This window comes from uncultured Nitrospira sp., assembly GCA_902500695.1.
GTDB lineage: Bacteria > Nitrospirota > Nitrospiria > Nitrospirales > UBA8639 > Nitrospira_E.
Map to the genome: position 1 here is coordinate 1 of CABVRQ010000009.1, position 17,474 is coordinate 17,474.

General features: G+C 50.7%; 15 protein-coding genes and 2 riboswitches. Of the genes, 11 read left to right on the forward strand and 4 right to left on the reverse strand.

What is annotated here, in order from left to right; translation table 11 throughout:
• Window positions 1-440, reverse strand: a 440-nt coding sequence (locus AAH187_RS03620) for a hypothetical protein (protein WP_342347071.1), incomplete at its 3' end; no start/stop codon positions are given.
• Window positions 441-609: 169 nt separating this feature from the next.
• Here AAH187_RS03620 and AAH187_RS03625 point away from each other — a divergent pair.
• A complete protein-coding gene (locus AAH187_RS03625) occupies window positions 610-1,548 on the forward strand; it encodes a hypothetical protein (protein WP_342347072.1) in 939 nt (312 codons plus the stop codon).
• An 87-nt stretch (window positions 1,549-1,635) separates the two neighbouring features.
• Here the strand turns inward: AAH187_RS03625 and AAH187_RS03630 are convergent, their stop codons facing one another.
• From AAH187_RS03630 to AAH187_RS03640, 3 genes are all read right to left on the reverse strand, one after another.
• Complete coding sequence (locus AAH187_RS03630) at window positions 1,636-3,078, reverse strand: amidohydrolase family protein (RefSeq protein WP_342347073.1); 1,443 nt, start codon at window positions 3,076-3,078, stop codon at window positions 1,636-1,638.
• 70 nt (window positions 3,079-3,148) lie between these two features.
• Window positions 3,149-3,556, reverse strand: a complete 408-nt coding sequence (locus tag AAH187_RS03635; RefSeq protein ID WP_342347074.1) for a hypothetical protein — start codon at window positions 3,554-3,556, stop codon at window positions 3,149-3,151.
• The gene (locus AAH187_RS03640; protein ID WP_342347075.1) at window positions 3,553-4,347 is read right to left on the reverse strand and encodes a transporter substrate-binding domain-containing protein; all 795 of its coding nucleotides are present in this window, start codon (window positions 4,345-4,347) and stop codon (window positions 3,553-3,555) included. The genes AAH187_RS03635 and AAH187_RS03640 overlap by 4 nt, the downstream gene beginning before the upstream one ends.
• A gap of 214 nt (window positions 4,348-4,561) precedes the next feature.
• Between AAH187_RS03640 and AAH187_RS03645 the strand changes: the two genes are divergently transcribed.
• The 10 genes from AAH187_RS03645 to bluB all read left to right on the forward strand — a co-directional run bounded on the left by AAH187_RS03645 (window position 4,562) and on the right by bluB (window position 17,470).
• The gene (locus AAH187_RS03645; protein WP_342347076.1) at window positions 4,562-5,962 is read left to right on the forward strand and encodes a hypothetical protein; all 1,401 of its coding nucleotides are present in this window, start codon (window positions 4,562-4,564) and stop codon (window positions 5,960-5,962) included.
• An 80-nt stretch (window positions 5,963-6,042) separates the two neighbouring features.
• Entirely contained in the window at window positions 6,043-7,638 is a 1,596-nt protein-coding gene (locus tag AAH187_RS03650) for a cobyric acid synthase (RefSeq protein ID WP_342347077.1), read from the forward strand.
• Between the two features lie 70 nt (window positions 7,639-7,708).
• Complete coding sequence (locus AAH187_RS03655; RefSeq protein WP_342347078.1) at window positions 7,709-8,635, forward strand: YihY/virulence factor BrkB family protein; 927 nt, start codon at window positions 7,709-7,711, stop codon at window positions 8,633-8,635.
• Window positions 8,636-9,088: 453 nt separating this feature from the next.
• Window positions 9,089-9,227, forward strand: a riboswitch (cobalamin riboswitch).
• A gap of 50 nt (window positions 9,228-9,277) precedes the next feature.
• Window positions 9,278-10,327, forward strand: coding sequence for a cobalamin-binding protein (locus tag AAH187_RS03660; RefSeq protein ID WP_342347079.1), 1,050 nt, complete (start codon window positions 9,278-9,280; stop codon window positions 10,325-10,327).
• Between the two features lie 120 nt (window positions 10,328-10,447).
• Window positions 10,448-11,590: an iron ABC transporter permease gene (locus AAH187_RS03665; protein WP_342347080.1), complete on the forward strand. Its 1,143-nt coding sequence runs from the start codon at window positions 10,448-10,450 to the stop codon at window positions 11,588-11,590.
• Window positions 11,590-12,420: an ABC transporter ATP-binding protein gene (locus AAH187_RS03670; protein ID WP_342347081.1), complete on the forward strand. Its 831-nt coding sequence runs from the start codon at window positions 11,590-11,592 to the stop codon at window positions 12,418-12,420. Before AAH187_RS03665 ends, AAH187_RS03670 begins: the two co-directional genes overlap by 1 nt.
• A gap of 60 nt (window positions 12,421-12,480) precedes the next feature.
• Window positions 12,481-12,674, forward strand: a riboswitch (cobalamin riboswitch).
• A 29-nt stretch (window positions 12,675-12,703) separates the two neighbouring features.
• The gene (locus AAH187_RS03675) at window positions 12,704-14,731 is read left to right on the forward strand and encodes a TonB-dependent receptor (RefSeq protein WP_342347082.1); all 2,028 of its coding nucleotides are present in this window, start codon (window positions 12,704-12,706) and stop codon (window positions 14,729-14,731) included.
• The gene (locus AAH187_RS03680) at window positions 14,728-16,125 is read left to right on the forward strand and encodes a cobyrinate a,c-diamide synthase (protein WP_342347083.1); all 1,398 of its coding nucleotides are present in this window, start codon (window positions 14,728-14,730) and stop codon (window positions 16,123-16,125) included. The genes AAH187_RS03675 and AAH187_RS03680 overlap by 4 nt, the downstream gene beginning before the upstream one ends.
• On the forward strand, window positions 16,122-16,718 hold the full coding sequence (gene cobO / locus AAH187_RS03685; protein WP_342347084.1) for a cob(I)yrinic acid a,c-diamide adenosyltransferase: 597 nt from the start codon (window positions 16,122-16,124) through the stop codon (window positions 16,716-16,718). Before AAH187_RS03680 ends, cobO begins: the two co-directional genes overlap by 4 nt.
• Window positions 16,715-17,470 (forward strand): 5,6-dimethylbenzimidazole synthase, encoded by a 756-nt coding sequence (bluB, locus tag AAH187_RS03690; RefSeq protein WP_342347085.1) that lies wholly within the window; start codon window positions 16,715-16,717, stop codon window positions 17,468-17,470. Before cobO ends, bluB begins: the two co-directional genes overlap by 4 nt.
• Window positions 17,471-17,474 lie beyond the last annotated feature (4 nt).

The window sequence follows — 17,474 nt, forward strand, 5'->3', positions numbered from 1 at the left end:
GGGACTTTGGGCCCACCGGAAATATCCTCGTAGGAGAGAATGTGGCGGTGACCTTTCCCGTCATCCTGGATGATCAGTTCCAGAGGCAGATCATTCGAAAGGTTTAACAGTTTTTCCCACTGTTCGGAATCCCGGGGTTGGACGGCTAACATGGCATCCCCGGGAACGAACTTCCATTCGGTTTCGAATAACGGTCTAGCATCCGATCGTTCTTTCCAATTCAACCAAAGTGTTTCGCGGTCCTTTTCGATATAACGCACAGTGCCCCGGACACCCGTGGGTTCAGAGAAATTGGTAATACCTTTTATGAAGGTATCCATCGGGTGAGGTTCGGTTTCGAGCTGAGCATGGGAAATGAAGGCGGTGAAGCTCAATCCCAAACATGCGGCAAAGCTGAAGCAGAGAAGTCTGGAAAACAGTGAGACCGGTGATGTCTGCATGGCTAACCTCACAGGTGAGAGGAAGAATTACATTCTAGGCGATATAATTTAATCATAAGCAGAGACGATTCACAAATGGGAGAATTTTGTGTTTGATTTGAACTGGGATTTTGCTCGAACACGAAGAAGGTTGGATTTAGTAAGAAACGATGCTTGATCATTTTTGATTATGGAATACCAATATGAAATCCAGTCTAGAGTTGAAGCCCTTGCTCAAATTGCAATGACATTTAATTCCGAGACGTCCTCTTTTCTCCTAGATGAGATTTATTTTTCTCTTTGGGATAGGGGTCCGTTTAACGGTAGTAATTTCTGGTTAGCCAAGGTAATTGTTAAGGCAGGAAATAAAAATGAGGCATTTGATTGCTTTAATAAAAAAATGGCAAGAGTGATACCTCAAATAGCTTTTATTTCTCAATGCTACACTGAGTTTGCTTGTCAGCCTTTTTTGGTGAAGAGATTGGACAAAAGTTTTGCCTTTTTTAGATATGTCCAAGAGTCCGAAGGGGTAGGCTTGATGTTCGGAGATAGGGAGAAAAAGGCATTGGAAATACTTCTCATTGATAAGGTAATCCCTGGTGCATTTTATTCCTATTGGAATGATGCAGTTAATACCTTTGGTTATTCCTCTAAAATCCTTTTGCTTTGTGCTGCGTTGGATGCATTGGGTAAAGCCGGTCTATCCAGAGAAGATAAGAAATATAAGGAAAAATTTTACCAGAAAATCGAAGAAATTATCGGTCTAGAACTAAAGCAGGACTTGTGGGGAACCAAAGTGGATCCCAATTCTGGTTTGCGACAAAGATTGGTCCATGGAGACTATCTGGGCCAAGATGATGTTGAGAAGAATTATGCCGACCTGTTGCACAAAAGGATTATCAAGTATTTTAATGAGACAATATTAAAAGAAAAGTTGTTGGAAGAGGATGTTGTTGACCCCCTAAGAAATATTTTGGGTCACAAGGAAGCGTACCAAAATTATATTAGATCTAAGGGAAATAAATCTTTGGATTTAAGAGAGGTTCTATCCGAATTAGAAAAAGTTGGAATAAATTATTTAGAAGATTATGAATGGATGGATAATACTAAATTAACTGAAAACTATTGAGTGCACTTTGCGAGTTTTCTTCCCTAGCATGGAACGAATTTAATTGATTTGGTAAGAATCAAAAAATCTTCATGGATGAAAAGTTCCTTATGTTACTACCCAGCCGTACGCGTGGTGGCTGGGGGATGGGCCTTCTTCCAGGTAGGCGATTTTGATGTGGCTGAGATAATCCTTCGGGACATCCTTCCGTTTGGCTTCGACGTTCACTTTAAATAGTTTAGCCGCATTGAGCCCAAAGACTTTGGATTTGAGATCTTTGGTTAAGGCCGGATAGTGATATTGTTCCTGGAGTTCATCGGGAATCTGAAACCGCCGGAAGGCTTCGATCTGCCATTGAGGTGTGCCATACCAAATGGAATCCGTTCCCCAGAGAAGATGATCTTCACCGAATGCCAGCAGAATTTGTCCGAGCAGGTGGGCACAGACGACCGGTTCGGTGATGACCAGTTGCCCGAAGGTCGAACCCAATTCCATGTACACATTGTTGAGCTTCGGTTGCTTCTGTTTTAAACGGCAAAATTCACTGGTCCAGGGAATCTCACCTTTTTTGGCTTCATCAAGATTAATGCGGGAGGTGCCAAGAAATCCGGAATGGTAAATCAAGAAATTCAGTTTGGGGAAATCTTTCGCAGCCTGGAGGATGTCGCGTGGATGGTTGTATTCGGGCACGTGGCCGAGCGGCAGGCCTTTGTGCGCGCAAATATTGTTGATGCTGAGGGCCTGCGCTTTTTCAAGCATGGGGTAGGCGATTTTTTCATCGCTCAGCCACCAGCCGTGCTCGAAGCCTTTCGGCGGCGAGCCGGTATAACATTTCCAGGCATCCACCTTGAACGTCTCCGCTTGCTGATCCATGTAATCAAGATCGACCTTGCCTAACTGGGGCATGACCAGCCCATGCGCGAGCATTCGCTGGGAAGCGGTGAGACGGTTGATGGCATCACGGATATGCGTCATTTCTTTCGGGGGGACGACGGCTTCCCATGGATAGGGTCCAGGCGGGGTGCTGATGAGGCCGATAGACGTGTCGCTATCCAGAAAGACTTCTTTGATGTAGTTTTCCAGACTCAGGTCTTCCATCGTTCCACGATCGCCGGAGAGCTTGGGATTCAGGCCCATTTCTTTGGCCTGGCGGCGCAATCCCAGGAGTCCGTCTTTCCAGCCCGGCTGTTTGAAGGAGGAACTGACGTAATGCGTTTGGACATCGAAGATAAACGGCGCCGCCCCCTTGCGTTCCTGAACCGCCTGGAGTTCTGCCGCTTCAACATCAAGCACATCAAAGAATTTTCCAAAGACCTGGTTCATGGCCAAAAAAGCCAGAGCCATTCCACCCGTGGTTTTGAGGAAATCCCGCCGATTTATGCCGAGATGGCTACTCAGCCGTTTGCTGCTTTGGTCGATTAGCCACTCGACCTGTTGTTGTTTGATGGACTGTGGAGGCGGGAGAAATTCTTCGCTGGAGACGACCTGAGTGGGAACCGGTGAGGTCGAGGTGTGTCCTTGCTGGATATGGCTGGATGTTCGACGGCTCATAGGCCAATTGTGCGCTATCTGCGCTACCGAGGGCAACAGTGGAGGAGCAAGATGAATAGCGATCCAGGATTTATTTTGAACCGAATTCAAACATCTTAATTAACGGCTTTTCCTCGTGTTCAATCATATCATAGTCCGATGGTTTACCGGACTTGTATCGAGGGAACAGTTCAATGGTTCGTCGGGAGGAGGATGTTTCCGATTCTGTTGCTTGTGGCGCACGCCAGTCTAATGAAGGAGCAGGTGGTGGCAATCGCCACTCCTGTTTCTCCTCCTGGGGAATCCTCCAATTGTTCGATTCCAGGAGTTTTTCCGAGAGAGGAGATCGGTAGGAGCCTTCATCCGGAAGAGACAGATGCGTGCCGGATTTTTCAAGCTCGGCCGCTGCGAGCAGTGCCGGAAGAAGGAGAAGCAACCCCATCAATCCTAGAGAGGAAGTGGGCTGCCCATCTCCAAAAATTGGTTCTGCGGTCGTCATGGGTTCGTGCCCACATCCTTCCTCCACTCGATTCCCTCGAACCAGTATTCGTGAATGGAGCGCAGCCAGGTATCGGCGTTATGGCTGATAATCCATGCGTTAAGGAAGTTAATGAAGTCAGGATCCCCTTTGCGGACGGCAAAGGCCTCTTTTGTCTCGAGCAACGGTTTAGATAAGGGTTCATCCACGGTATCAGGATTATCCAGGGCAACAAATGTGGTAATGGGTTCATGTTCGATGTACCCATGAACCTTTCCACTCGTGACGGCCTGTATGGCCTCCTCACTGGAGGAAAAGGTTTTGATTGTGGCCTCCGGGAACACACGATGGGCAAGGTCTTCGCTAATTGATTTGGTTACTGCTGAAATGATTACTTCCGATCGATTGAGGTCTTTTGGTCCATTAAAGGCTTTCGTTAATGGAATATTGGTGACCAATCCGATCCCGGATGAATTATAGGGCTGACTGAAAGCTACTTTCAGGGCACGTTGGGGAGTAATCACCATGCCTGCTGAGATAATATCAATATCCCCATTCAAAAGGGCCTGCATGATTTTCTCCCATTTGAAGAGATGAAATTCCGGTTGTACCCCGAGGTCCTTTGCCAATTGCCTGGCCACGTCTATTTCAAATCCGACCATTTCGCCATCTTTATTCTTGAAGGTCCAAGGGGTAAATAATGCGATGCCGACTCGTAAGGTTCCCTTCTCCAGAACGCCTTGCAATGCGCTGGATTGGCCTCCAGGAGATGGGCTTGAACGGGATTTTGATGCGACCTCTGCTTGGGCCATGGACAGAAGGACCAAGCCTCCGAAAAGGACTGATGTGAAACATTTGAGAAAGATACGAGTGGACCGATGGGATGTGTTCATAGTTCCGCCATGTTTGTGGTTCGCGTTTAGGAAAGAAGGCACTGTACCATAGGGCTCTTATCCCTGAAAGTAGGTGGATATCAGTTGTAATGTTAAGGAAAGGCAGAAAAAGTATTGATTGCTGGAGGGATCGATGAAATTTAGAGAGTCGATGATCTCGACATTTTTGCTGGTGTTCATCTGTTCGGTCAATGTCGTTGCGGCCGAGCCTGCGCTTCAACCATGGACGAAGAATCCCTGGTATTGGAGTGATCATGGAGAGCCTGTGCTGTTGTTAGGAGGGAGCGATGACGACAGTCTGTTTCAATGGCCGGAAGAAGATCTTCTGGCCCAGCTCGATAGGTTGGTAGCCGCAGGTGGTAATGTTATCCGGAACACGATGAGCAGTCGACAGGATCGGGGTTTTGAGGTCTTCCCGTTTAAACAGGTGAAGGATGGCCAGTATGATTTAGATCAGTGGAATGACGAGTACTGGACACGATTCGAACGGATGCTTCAAGAAACGGCCAAGCGCGGCATCATGGTGCAGATCGAGATTTGGGACCCTTGGGACTATATGGGCGACACCTGGAATCTTCAGCCGTATAACCCGCGCAATAATATTACCTACACATTTCAGGAATCGGGATTCGTCGAACGTTATCCTGATCCAGCCTATCACAACAAGCAACCGTTCTTCTTTACCACGCCCGGGCAGCGAAACAACCATGTGGTCCTGCATTATCAAAAGCGATTTGTGGATAAGATGCTGGAATATACCTTGCGATACCATCATGTGCTCTATTGCATGGACAACGAAACAAATGGTGAGGAAGAATGGGGTCGTTATTGGGCAACATACATCAAGCATCAAGCCGAAAAGGAAGGCAGAAAGATTTTTGTCACGGAAATGTGGGGGGACTGGGATATTACCACTGAAGAGCATAGGCGGACGTTCGATCATTTGGATGTCTATGATTTCGTCGACGTGTCGCAGAACAATCACCAGACTGGACAAAAGCATTGGGACCAATTTCTCCTAGCCCGAAATTACCTGGCGAAGCATCCGCGACCGATCAATATCACAAAGATCTATGGTGCGACCGGCCAGCGATTCGGCAACGACCAGGACGGGATCGAACGCTTCTGGCGGAATCTGTTGGGCGGGGCGGCGTCTATTCGTTTCCATCGTCCCACGGCAGGACTGGGACTTCATGACAAGGCCGTAGCCAGTATTCGCGGGGCAAGAAAGCTGGAGTCGCAGATTCCATTGTGGACCCTGGAACCCGCAGATGATCTGCTCACCGATCACAAGCCGAATCACGTCTATCTGTCAGCCCACAGGGGCCATGCCTTTGCCTTGTACCTACCGGTTGGCGGTGGAGTGCGAATCGATTTGTCCAGCACGAAAAAGCCGTTGGTGGTCCGTTGGATTGACATTGCCACAGGAGAATGGGGACCCGAACAACAGATTCAAGGCGGCGGGCAGGTGTACCTGACGTCTCCCGGATCCGGAAATTGGGCGGCGGCAATCACTGTGCAACGTTCTGAGTGAACTGACTGAGCAAGCTGACTGAGGATACTATTTCCCGAGCGGAGATCTTCATTTTTTACCATGCAGCACACTTGTAGGACATGATTGCAGCCATTTTAAAAGAGAGGGCAGAGATGAAACGGGCATTAGCGATATTGGGAACAGGCTCCGATGTGGGAAAAAGTCTGGTCACGGCCGGCTTATGTCGGCTGTTGCATCGGGCCGGAGTCAGAGTGGCGCCGTTTAAAGCACAAAACATGTCGCTGAATTCTTTCGTCACGATGGATGGAGGAGAGATGGGGCGGGCCCAAGTGCTTCAGGCTCAAGCCTGTGGGTTGGCTCCGCATGTGGACATGAATCCGATTCTGTTGAAGCCGGAAGCCGACGCCAAATCTCAAGTGATTGTTCAAGGAAAAGTCTGGCGAAGTCAGAATGCCCGGGATTATTTCGAGCGGAAATCGCAACTGTTTGAATTTGTGAAGGCGAGTTATGACCGGCTGTCCAAGCAGTATGACGTGATGGTGATTGAAGGGGCGGGCAGTGCTGCTGAAATGAATCTTCGGGATCGGGATATTGTGAATTGGCCGGTGGTTGAGATGGCTGATGCGGCGGTGGTGTTGGCGGCCGATATTGATCGGGGGGGCGTGTTTGCGCAGGTCATTGGCACAATGGATTTGCTGAACCCGGAAGAACGGCAGCGGGTGATCGGGGTCGTCATTAATAAATTTCGAGGGGATCTGACGTTGTTTGAAGATGGTGTCACATTTATAGAAGAACGCACGGGCGTTCCGGTATTAGGCGTATTGCCGTATCTACGAAATCTGGAATTGGATCAGGAGGACAGTGTGGATATTGATCGATTTCGAAAGACGCCTTTTGAAGACGATACCGTCAATATCGCCGTCGTGTTGCTGCCTCATATGAGTAACTTTACGGATTTCAATCAACTTGCTGCGGAACCGGATGTGGCGTTTCGCTATGTGGCTTCGCCCCAAGAACTGGATGGGGCGGATGCTATTGTTCTACCGGGAAGTAAAACAACGATTGCCGATTTGGAATATCTCCGGAAGGTTGGGTTCGAAGAATCGCTGATGACACATGTCAAATGCGGAAGCGAAATTATTGGTGTCTGTGGTGGATTCCAGATGTTAGGGAAAGAAATTACGGATCCACAGCATGTTGAAACTGGTGGTTCGTCGAAAGGGTTCGGGTTACTGGAAGTCGAGACGGAATTGCTTGCTCACAAGAAAACGGAGCAAGTCCGTGCCCGCTCCTTACGGGATTCCTGGGGCCATGAATGTCTGGTTGAAGGGTATGAAATTCATATGGGGGCCACGAAGGGTGCGAAGGACATTCCATCGTGCTTTGGGATTCTTCCTAACCAGGAGAAGCCTTCACTAGAAAAGAAAGACGTACGCTTGGATGGGGCGATGAGTCCGGACGGGCGCGTCTGGGGAACCTACATTCATGGGGTCTTTGATCAACCGGAATTTCGCCGTCGATGGTTGAATCGGGTGCGATTCCGTAAGGGCCTCGCGCCACTTGATTTGGAAATATCAACGGAGGTTTCAAAGCGGATGTCGCAGGCATTGGATCGCTGGGCAGACCATCTAGAAGGCCATCTTGATGTGGGTCGTATTTTCTCGACATTGGGGTTAGGCGGTTCCGCTCCAGATTGGCACCAAAAATCGAAATAAAGAGGCGTTGATTTTTTCAAGAGCCTGCCATATTCAGATCTGATCCGAGTGTGGAGTATGTTATATACCGATGAGAGAGGATCAAAAGTTTTTATGGAAAACTGCGGAGCCGGGGTTGGGCAATCCTAAATCGGCCTGGTCTGGACGGCCAGGGGCATGGTGGGCATTGGCCAAAGAGGTGTGGGCCGCCTCATGCGAGGACGATGTGTTTGGACGGGCCGCGCAGCTCGGGTTTTATTTTTTGTTGGGGTTATTTCCCGCCCTGTTGGGGGTGACGGCGCTCATCGGTATGTTGCCCAAACAGGTGGTTTTGCCCACTGTCATGCCCTACGCGCAGGAAGTTCTTCCTGCCGAATCCCTGATTCTTGTTGAGCGTTATGTCGAACAGATGGTCCAGGGCAGTGGGGGGAGACTGTTTTCCTTGAGTCTCCTAGGCTCTCTTTGGGCGGCTTCCTGGGGCATGATGGCCATTATCAACACCTTAAATGCAGTCTATGGGGTGAGGGAAACTCGACCGCTTTGGAAAGTCGGCCTGACTGCTGTGTTGCTGACGATAGGTGCTGCGGTCTTTTTTATCACCTCGTTAATCTTGATCCTGGCCGGTGGGCATGTGAGTCAATGGGTGGCAGAGGTGACCGGGTCTGTATGGTGGTTGACGCTTGGCTGGCCACTGTTGCAGTGGCCGGTCATCGTTCTTCTCATGTTGGTGGCTAATAACCTGGTCTATTATTGGGCGCCGAACAGTGATCATGAATGGCAGTGGATGAAACCGGGGTCCGTACTCGCCGTATTTCTCTGGATTATTCTCTCCCTGGGGCTTAAGTTTTATGTGGAGAATTTCATCAATTACAATGCTGTCTATGGACCCATTACGGGAGTGATTATCCTGATGATGTGGCTGTATGTCGGCGGGTTGACCCTCTTGCTAGGAGGAGAGCTTAATTTCATCCTCAAACGTCCTCACATCATGGATGAATCTGATTCGTCAGAACTTTGAATGGGAGTGTTGAAAAATGCCGCCAGCGGCGTTCTCGCCCCTTGGCCGTGCTCACGTACTCCTCCGTACGCTCCGCTCGTCCAAGCGGCTGCGGCCTTGCTGGACGGGCCTTTTTGAACACTCCACTATTTTCCCTGGTGAGCTTCGTTGACTCCCTAAGGTGATGAAGCGGGGAATTTTTACAATATTCAACAGTTCCTTGAATGGTGAATCTGTGCATATTTGCATGAAGCATGTCCCGCGCCTCCTCTGCCAATTTCACTAGGGAATGTCCTGATACTGCGTGAGCCGGGGAGCTTCGTTTATGGTGTGGGTGAATGGCGAAGGCCGGTTGGTGAGGTATCTTTTGGAACAGGTAACCCCGTGCCGGCCAACAATACCTGAAAAGCCATTTCTTGACAAAGCGGCTACGTCCCTCCTACATTCTCCAAAAACATACACGGAAAGAATGATGGGAAACGGGTGCAATTCCCGCGCGGTCCCGCCGCTGTAACTGAGGACGAACCCCGCCAGAGCCACTGTCCGGATCTGATTGTAAAATTCGGATGGGAAGGCGCGGAAAGTAGGTTATTTACTCAGGAGCCAGAATACCTCATTCCTTCCAAGACCAATGTTCCCTCGTGGGCTGGGGAAGTGGTGAGGATGAAGAATCGGGTGCAATCCTCAAGGTTGAGTAAGCCTTGGGGATTTTTTATTTTGAGCATTAGTGTACGCCACATGGTCCTTGGAATCGTGGTCTGGTGCGCGATCTTCCAATTCGGGTTTTCGGGTGATGTGGTGTTGGCCTTTGATGGAGAGATGATGAAACGACGCCAACAGGGAATTTTGACCGGTATGCCCTTCATGGCCAATGTGGCTCCCCGCACCTTTGTGGATGATCTTGGCCGCAAGCTCTATCTGGCCAATCCCCCTACGCGCATTGTTTCACTGGCTCCAAGTGTGACTGAAATTCTTTTTGCTATCGGGTTGAATGAGGAAATTGTCGGGGTCACCGAATTTTGCGATTTCCCTCCCGAGGCATTGGGTAAGCCGAAGGTGGGATATGCCACTCCCAATATTGAGATGATTGTGGGACTTCAACCGCAATTGGTGCTGGCGCCCAGGTCGTTCCTGCGTGCCGATCTCCTCAACAAGCTGGAACAATTAAAAATTCCTACCTTTATTCTTGACGCGCATACGGTGGAAGACATTTTCGCTCACATTCAGTTATTGGGGCGTATGGTCGGCCATTCTGAAGAAGCGAATGCCAAAGCGGCTCTTATGCGGAAACAACTTGCCGGCTTGTCGAGCCGGTTGGTGGATCTGCCTCGCCCCTCATTGTTGTATATCTTGAATTCCTCACCATTGATCACGGTCGGGCCCGGGAGTTTTATTCATCGACTGATTGAGATGGCGGGTGGCAGAAATGCTGCTGAGCAAGCGATCGCTCCCTACCCGCGTCTGACAATGGAAGAAGTCTTACGGCAAAATCCGGATATCCTGTTGTTTCCGGTAGGGCGGCAGGAAGGAATTTCACAGGTGGAACAGGATTCATGGAAACGGTGGACGACGCTTGCAGCGGTGCAACACGACAAGCTGTTTCAAGTTGATAGCGATCTTCTCAATCGTCCCGGTCCACGGATTCTTGAAGGGCTGAAATATTTGGTCAAAATTCTGCATCCGGAAGTGAGTCAGGATAACCTTCCCAATTGAGTTACCTTGAGGAGGATCATCCTGATCCGACAATGGCCAATACCCGACCGGTCGGTTCCTGGAGCCTGTTGCACCATCGTGCTCACTGAATCTCAAAGATAAACCTTGTTTGTGAACCCCATGGCAAAAGTTCCGCCACTGACCATTTCCCCATCGACAACAGATTCGACGGAGTGGGTACATGCTTCTCCGCCTTTGCCAATGCCGGCCTCCTCCTTACCGACGCTCACGATCCGTCGGTGGTGTGTGTGGGTGGGCCTATCGTTCTTGTTTGCGGTGGGGGCCCTTTGGGCCTGTCTTGGATTTGGGACCGAGTCTATTGCGTTCTCCCGGATTTGGTCCATTCTGTTTGGAGCATTCATGGGAAGAGAGCCGGTGACTATGGGGACGGATCCGGCATCAGTCATTCTGCTTCAGGTACGATTGCCCCGGCTGATATTGGCCTTTTTCGTTGGCGGCAGTCTGGCCATGGTTGGGGTCGCGCTCCAGGCCTTGTTGCGGAATCCCCTGGCTGATCCCTTTATCATCGGTATTTCCAGCGGCGCGGCGCTGGGCGCCGCTATTGCCATTTTGTTTGGCGTGGGAGTATCCGTGTGGAGCCTGTCGGCCTTGCCCGTGTGCGCCTTTGCGGGAGCCCTTCTGTCTTTGTTGATTATGTATCGTATTTCATCAGCGGGCACTGGATTCTCGATCTACACCCTGTTATTAGCCGGGGTGGTGTTGAATGCGATTTTTTCCGCGTTCATTATGTTCCTGACCAGTGTGGCCGATCCCAATCGGGCCTTCGGGATGTATGCCTGGTTGATGGGATCGTTAACCGGCCCGGATTTCTCCACCCTTGGGATTTTGTCTCTGTATTTAGGGGTGGGGTTGATTGTGTTGGGGACACAAGCCCAGTCTTTAAATCTCTTGACCCTTGGCGAAGAAACAGCCCGATCGTTGGGGGTTGAAGTTGAGCGGGTCAAACAATTGGTGTTTGTCGCGTCAGCACTTTTGACAGGGGCGGTTGTGAGTTTTAGCGGAATTATCGGATTTGTCGGGCTGATCGTGCCACATGCCGTCCGCCTGGTCTTGTGTGCGGATCATCGACTCTTACTCCCGGTTGCCGGATTTGTGGGAGGCATATTTCTGATGCTGGCCGATACGGTGGCGCGAACCGTCTTGAGTCCGGGAGAATTTCCTGTCGGTGTGGTCACGGCGTTGGTGGGCGGTCCCGTATTCTTGTTTCTGCTGATGAATCGAAATATGCGTGTGGGAATGTGATGATGAAATCCGATCCTTTTATTGCCGGGCCGGCCTATGTGCTTCGAGATGTGACGTTTCGCTATGACACTCATTCCCGCGACACATCCGAATCGGTGCTGAAGAATCTCACCTGCTCGATTGATTCGGGGAAGATTCTTGGCATTCTTGGTCCGAACGGGTCCGGGAAAAGTACCTTACTCAAGCTTCTTGCCCGTGTCCTGCGTCAAGGCTCCGGCACGATTGAGTTATTCGGGAATCCCTTTTCCCTTCTATCCCAGGCGGAGGTGGCCAGGCGAGTAGCGTTGGTTCCGCAGGAGACCATGCAGATTTTCCCCTTTACCATCGCAGAAATGGTTCTCATGGGACGCTTTCCTCATCATCGGGGTTGGGGAGGCTGGCATTGGGAGGATTCTGACGACTGGCGAATCGCGCATCAGGCTATGGAAGAGTTGGATGTCACGCACCTGGGATCCAGGCTGGTTACGGATGTGTCGGGAGGGGAACGTCAGCGGGCAGTGATTGCGCGTGCCCTGACTCAGGAGCCACAGATATTACTTTTGGATGAGCCTACCGCTTTTTTGGATTTGCACCATCAGTTGGATATTGCGCGAATTCTTCGGCGGCTGAATAGGGAGCGTGGCCTAACGGTGATTTTGGTGTCTCATGATTTGAATCTGGCTAGTCAATACTGTGATCGCCTGATGTTGTTACACCATGGACAGGTTGTGGAGATGGGATCTCCTTTAGAAGTCCTGCGTCCTGATTTATTGGAATCGGTTTACGGCTGCCCGGTCCTGGTAGATGGTCATCCTCAATCAGGATTACCCCGGGTATCGTTGCCGGTGTAAAAGGGTGAAGCAAGGAAGTGTTCTGGGATGTGTTGGGTGTCGGTATCGGTATTAACCATTTAACAAAGGAGTAGGGTAATTTAAAGGAAAAACGACGGTTGTGACGGGGAAGCTGGTGTAAATCCAGCACGGTGCCGCCACTGTAAGCGGGGAGTAATTCTGCAAGAGTCCATTGTGGACCTGGTGTCCATGAGAAGGCGCAGAAACGCGATGATCCGCAAGTCAGGATACCCGACAGTCGGTCTCTTCCATAAAACCCCTTCGTGCGAAAGGGAGGTGGATCATGTTTTCAGGAATTCTGCGTTCGTGTGTTCTTGTCGTAGGTTTTCGAAATTTGGGATTGCTCGTCATATCCCTATTCTTTCCAACCATTGTTGCGGCAGCGGATCCTCAAGATTCCCAGCCTGTCACGGAATTAGACCCCATGGTCGTCACGGCGACGAAAACTCCTGTGCCTCTGACTCAAACCACGAGTGCAGTTGAAGTCATTACGGAAGAAGATATGCAGCGCCGGCAGAGCCGAACGCTTGTGGATGCAATCAGTTTGAGTCAAGGTGTGGCGACGTTTTCCTCGGGTGGACCGGGTTCCAACAATACGGTTCGGATTCGTGGAGGGAGTTCGGCTCAAACGTTGGTGCTCATTGATGGAGCCATAGTGAACAGTGCGACACTCGGGGAATTTAATTTCGGCACGATGACCACGGACAATATCGAGTCCGTGACTGTCCTCCGTGGGGCGCAGAGCATGCTGTGGGGTTCTGACGCTGCCGGTGGCGTCGTCGACATTCGAACCAAGCGCGGTACCGGTGATCCGGTTGCCAGAATCTTTTCAGAATATGGATCGTTTAATTCGATTCGAGAAGGAGGGAGTTTTGCCGGACAAATGGGACCGGTAGATTTTACTGCCACCTTGACGCGGTGGGATATGACCAAGTTTTCTTCGGTCAATTATCGGCGAGGGGCAACCGAACGGGATGCGTTTCGCAATTGGCAGGCGTCTTCGTTGTTAGGGGTGAAGGGGCCGTGGGACGGGCGGTTGGAATTGGCGTTCCGGTGGATCAATAACGATATCGATCTCGATAATCCCAGTACATTCGGCGGTCCCTTCGATGTGTTCAAAGCGAAGTCCACCGGGGAACAATTTATCTATAGCGGGAGTTATCATCAACCGATCACTGACTGGTGGGACCAGAAGGTGACCCTCGCTCATGCCCAGGAATCGTTAATCACTCAGGCCGGGGATATTCAACGTAGCATTATCACAGGGTTGGAGGATGTACCCGGTGCGTTTAACAATTCAGATATTCGAACAAAGAGTAATCGGATTGAATGGCAGAGTAATTTTAAAATCGGGAAGCCTCTTCTTCTGACCGTTGGCTATCAATTCAGACAACAACGCGGAGAAAATAAAGGCACGTTTTCTGAAAAAACGCTCTCAAGCAATGCCGGATTTGCCCAGCTCCAATTGAACCTGTTTGACCGGTTTTTTGCCACTGGGGGATTCCGACAGGATTCCTATAATTCGTTCGGTGATGCGACGACCTATCGTGTGACGGGAGGGTATCTTCTCAAAGAAACCGGCACGAAACTCCGGACCAGTTATGCCACCGGATTTCGAGCTCCAACGATTAATGAATTGTTTTTTCCCAATTTCGGAAACCCGAATCTTAAGCCCGAAAAAAGTCAAAGCTTCGATATCGGGATTGATCAAACATTTTGGGACAAGCGCGTGGCCTTGAGTGGGGGGTATTTCTGGAACCGCTATCGGCAACTTATTGTCACGGCGTTTGACCCTGCAGGCTGTGCATCATTATCACCTTTCGGGTTTTGCGCGCAGAATCTCGGGTCTGCGAAAAGTCAGGGATGGGAGGGAAGTGCCAAGCTGGTCCTGGCTGAAGGGCTGCCATATATGAAGTTGCTGGATCTTCAGGGACAATATACCTATACAATTACGAGAGACCTGGAGACGGGGGCCCGGCTGCCTCGCTGGCCGGTTCATCAAGGCAGCGTCGTGTTGACCTATCAACCCATCGCTCCGTTGAGTATGACCACGACGTTCCGGTATGTGGGTTCCCGCTATAACACGACCGGCGACCAACAGCGACTCCCGGATTTTTACCTCATCAATCTTGCGGCCTCTTATGACATTACACCGTCCCTACAAGGATATGTGCGGGTGGATAATATTCTGAATCGCCATTATGAAGAAGTGCTGTACTTTGGAACGCCGGTACGGTCGGTATTCGGTGGCATTCGAGTGACGTTTGATCTTCCCGTGTCAAAATCTTCTGATTCCTCGGACAACACATGAGCTATCCTAGATTGGTCATTGCGGGCACGCATAGCGGAGTGGGCAAAACGACGGTGACATTGGCGCTCCTGTCGGCTTTTCGAGCTCAGGGGCGCACGGTTCAACCGTTTAAAGTCGGTCCGGACTTCATTGATCCAGGGCATCATCAATTAGCTTGCGGACGAGAATCCAGAAATGTGGATGGGTGGATGCTCGGACCAGTGGTGAATCGACGCATTTTTCAAGAGGCGGCCTCCGGTGCCGACCTCTCGATTATCGAAGGGATGATGGGGCTGTTTGATGGAAGTTCCCCGGTCAACGCCACGGGAAGTACTGCCGACATGGCTCATCAACTGCATGCGCCGATCCTCCTGGTCGTGGATGGGAGTGCCATGGCCCGCTCGGCCGCTGCGATGGTGTATGGCTATGCCAATTTCGACTCGTCGTTGAATATCGTCGGGGTGATTTTTAATCGTCTGAACAGTGAAGGCCATTACCTGTTATTAAAGGAAGCTGTAGAACAGGGAACCCGTATTCCGGTTGTGGGCTATCTCCGCGCTGATTTGGACGTGACCATTCCTGATCGCCATTTGGGACTACGGACGGCAATGGAAGGATCGGAGACCGAATTATATGCCAGGCTTGGTCAACTGGCTTCCACAACGATCGATTTGGTTTGCGTTGAACAGTTAGCTCAGGCCGGTTCTGAAATGTTCGTCACGAATTCTGGTATTGCGGCTGAGGACCCGAGGCCGTTGACTCGATCCGTGAGAGTCGGGGTAGCTTTTGATCAGGCTTTTTGTTTTTATTATCCGGAGAATCTCCAACTCCTTGAAAAGGCGGGTGGGGAGTTGGTCCGGTTTTCTCCCATGAAGGATTCGTCACTTCCTGATGTGGATCTGGTGTATCTGGGAGGAGGGTATCCGGAAATCTACGCGGAAGTGTTACAACGAAACAGTGCCATGCGTCAGTCCATTCAGGCATTTGCGGCACGGGGTGGAGTGGTCTATGCCGAATGTGGCGGTTTGATGTATCTGGCAAAAACCCTCAGAGATTTTGATGGAAGTGATTATGACATGGTTGGAGTGATCCCGGCTGAAACGGCGATGAGCCGGACAACCATGACCTTGGGGTATCGTGAGTTGACTGTGACTCGCGGAGGACCTCTTGGGGACGAGGGAGTACGGATTCGTGGGCATGAGTTTCACTACTCAACGCTTCACCCCAAGGGAGATCTGGACTATCTCGGCCATCTCACCGATGCGCAGGGACGGGACCGTGGAGGGGATGGCATTACGGTAGGGAATGTCATCGCCCTGTATACGCATTTACATTTTTCCAGTCACCCTCATGTCCCTGCGGCTTTGGTCGAAGCGGCAAGGGGTGAAGCTGCGATGAGAGGGAATAGGCGATGAGCGATCAAATGCATCAGGCTCGCATGGAACGGTTGAAAGCTTCTGTGGATCGACGAATTGCCGCGGCACAGGAAGAAAAGGGTTTATTGATCGTCTACACCGGTGCAGGCAAAGGCAAAACCACTGCGGCATTGGGCATGGCCATCCGATGCCTCGGACATGGCATGAATGTGGCGGTGGTGCAATTTATCAAAGGGGCCATTGATACTGCAGAAGAGCGCATCCTGAAAAGCTTTGGAAGCCAGGTGGTCTTCCTTCGAGTGGGTGAGGGGTATACTTGGGAAACCCAGGATCGTGAACGGGATGCACAGGTGGCTCAAGAGGCTTGGGCGGGAGTTGAAAGAATGCTTCAGGATCCACAGTTTGGCATGGTCATTCTGGACGAATTGAATATCGCGATCCATCATGAATATGTCTCGCTTGAACAAGTCCTGATGGCGGTGGGTCAGCGTCCTCCCGGACTGCATGTGGTCATGACCGGGCGGGGGGCGAAACCGGAACTCATTGAAGCCGCTGACCTGGTTTCGGAAATGAAGATGATTAAGCATCCCTTTCGCAAAGGCATCAAGGCTCAAAAAGGAGTCGAATTTTGAAACAGACGATCTCTCAATCCCCCGGCGACTTTTCCGTTGAAGAGCGGGAAGCCGTCTATCGGGCTATTTTCGAACGGAGAGATGTTCGCAGGGATTTCCTTTCTGATTCGATTCCCGAGGACATTCTTCAACGATTGTTGTTGGCCTCTCATCATGCGGGTTCCGTGGGTTTTATGCAGCCATGGGATTTTTTGGTCATTCGTCACCCCGAGACTAAACAAGCCGTTAAAGACCTCTTTCTTCAGGCAAATGAAGAGGCGGCTCTTCGGTATGAAGGACCGAAAGCCGATCTGTACCGTGGGCTCAAGCTGGAAGGCATTCAGGAAGCTCCCGTCAATATCTGTGTGACCTGTTCCCGTGACCGGGGTGGCCCAGCCGTTTTAGGTCGTGCCACTGCGCCCGAGACCGATTTGTATAGTACATGCTGCGCCATTCAAAACCTCTGGCTTGCGGCACGGGCCGAAGGAATTGGGGTAGGCTGGGTTTCTATTCTCGAATATGATCTCTTGAAGAAGGTCTTAGGCATACCTCAAGACGTATGGGTCGTTGCCTATTTGTGTGTCGGATATGTGAAGGGTTTTGCTCATCAACCGGATCTTGAAAAAGCAGGATGGCGCAAACGCATGCCACTTGAGGAACTTGTGCATTATGAGAGATGGGGAACGCGTAGCAGTGATAAATCCGGCCCGTCCGGTCCTGACCCCAAGACTAATAAGCCTTCTATTCTATCCTTAGAGTCTACGGGGGAATAATGCG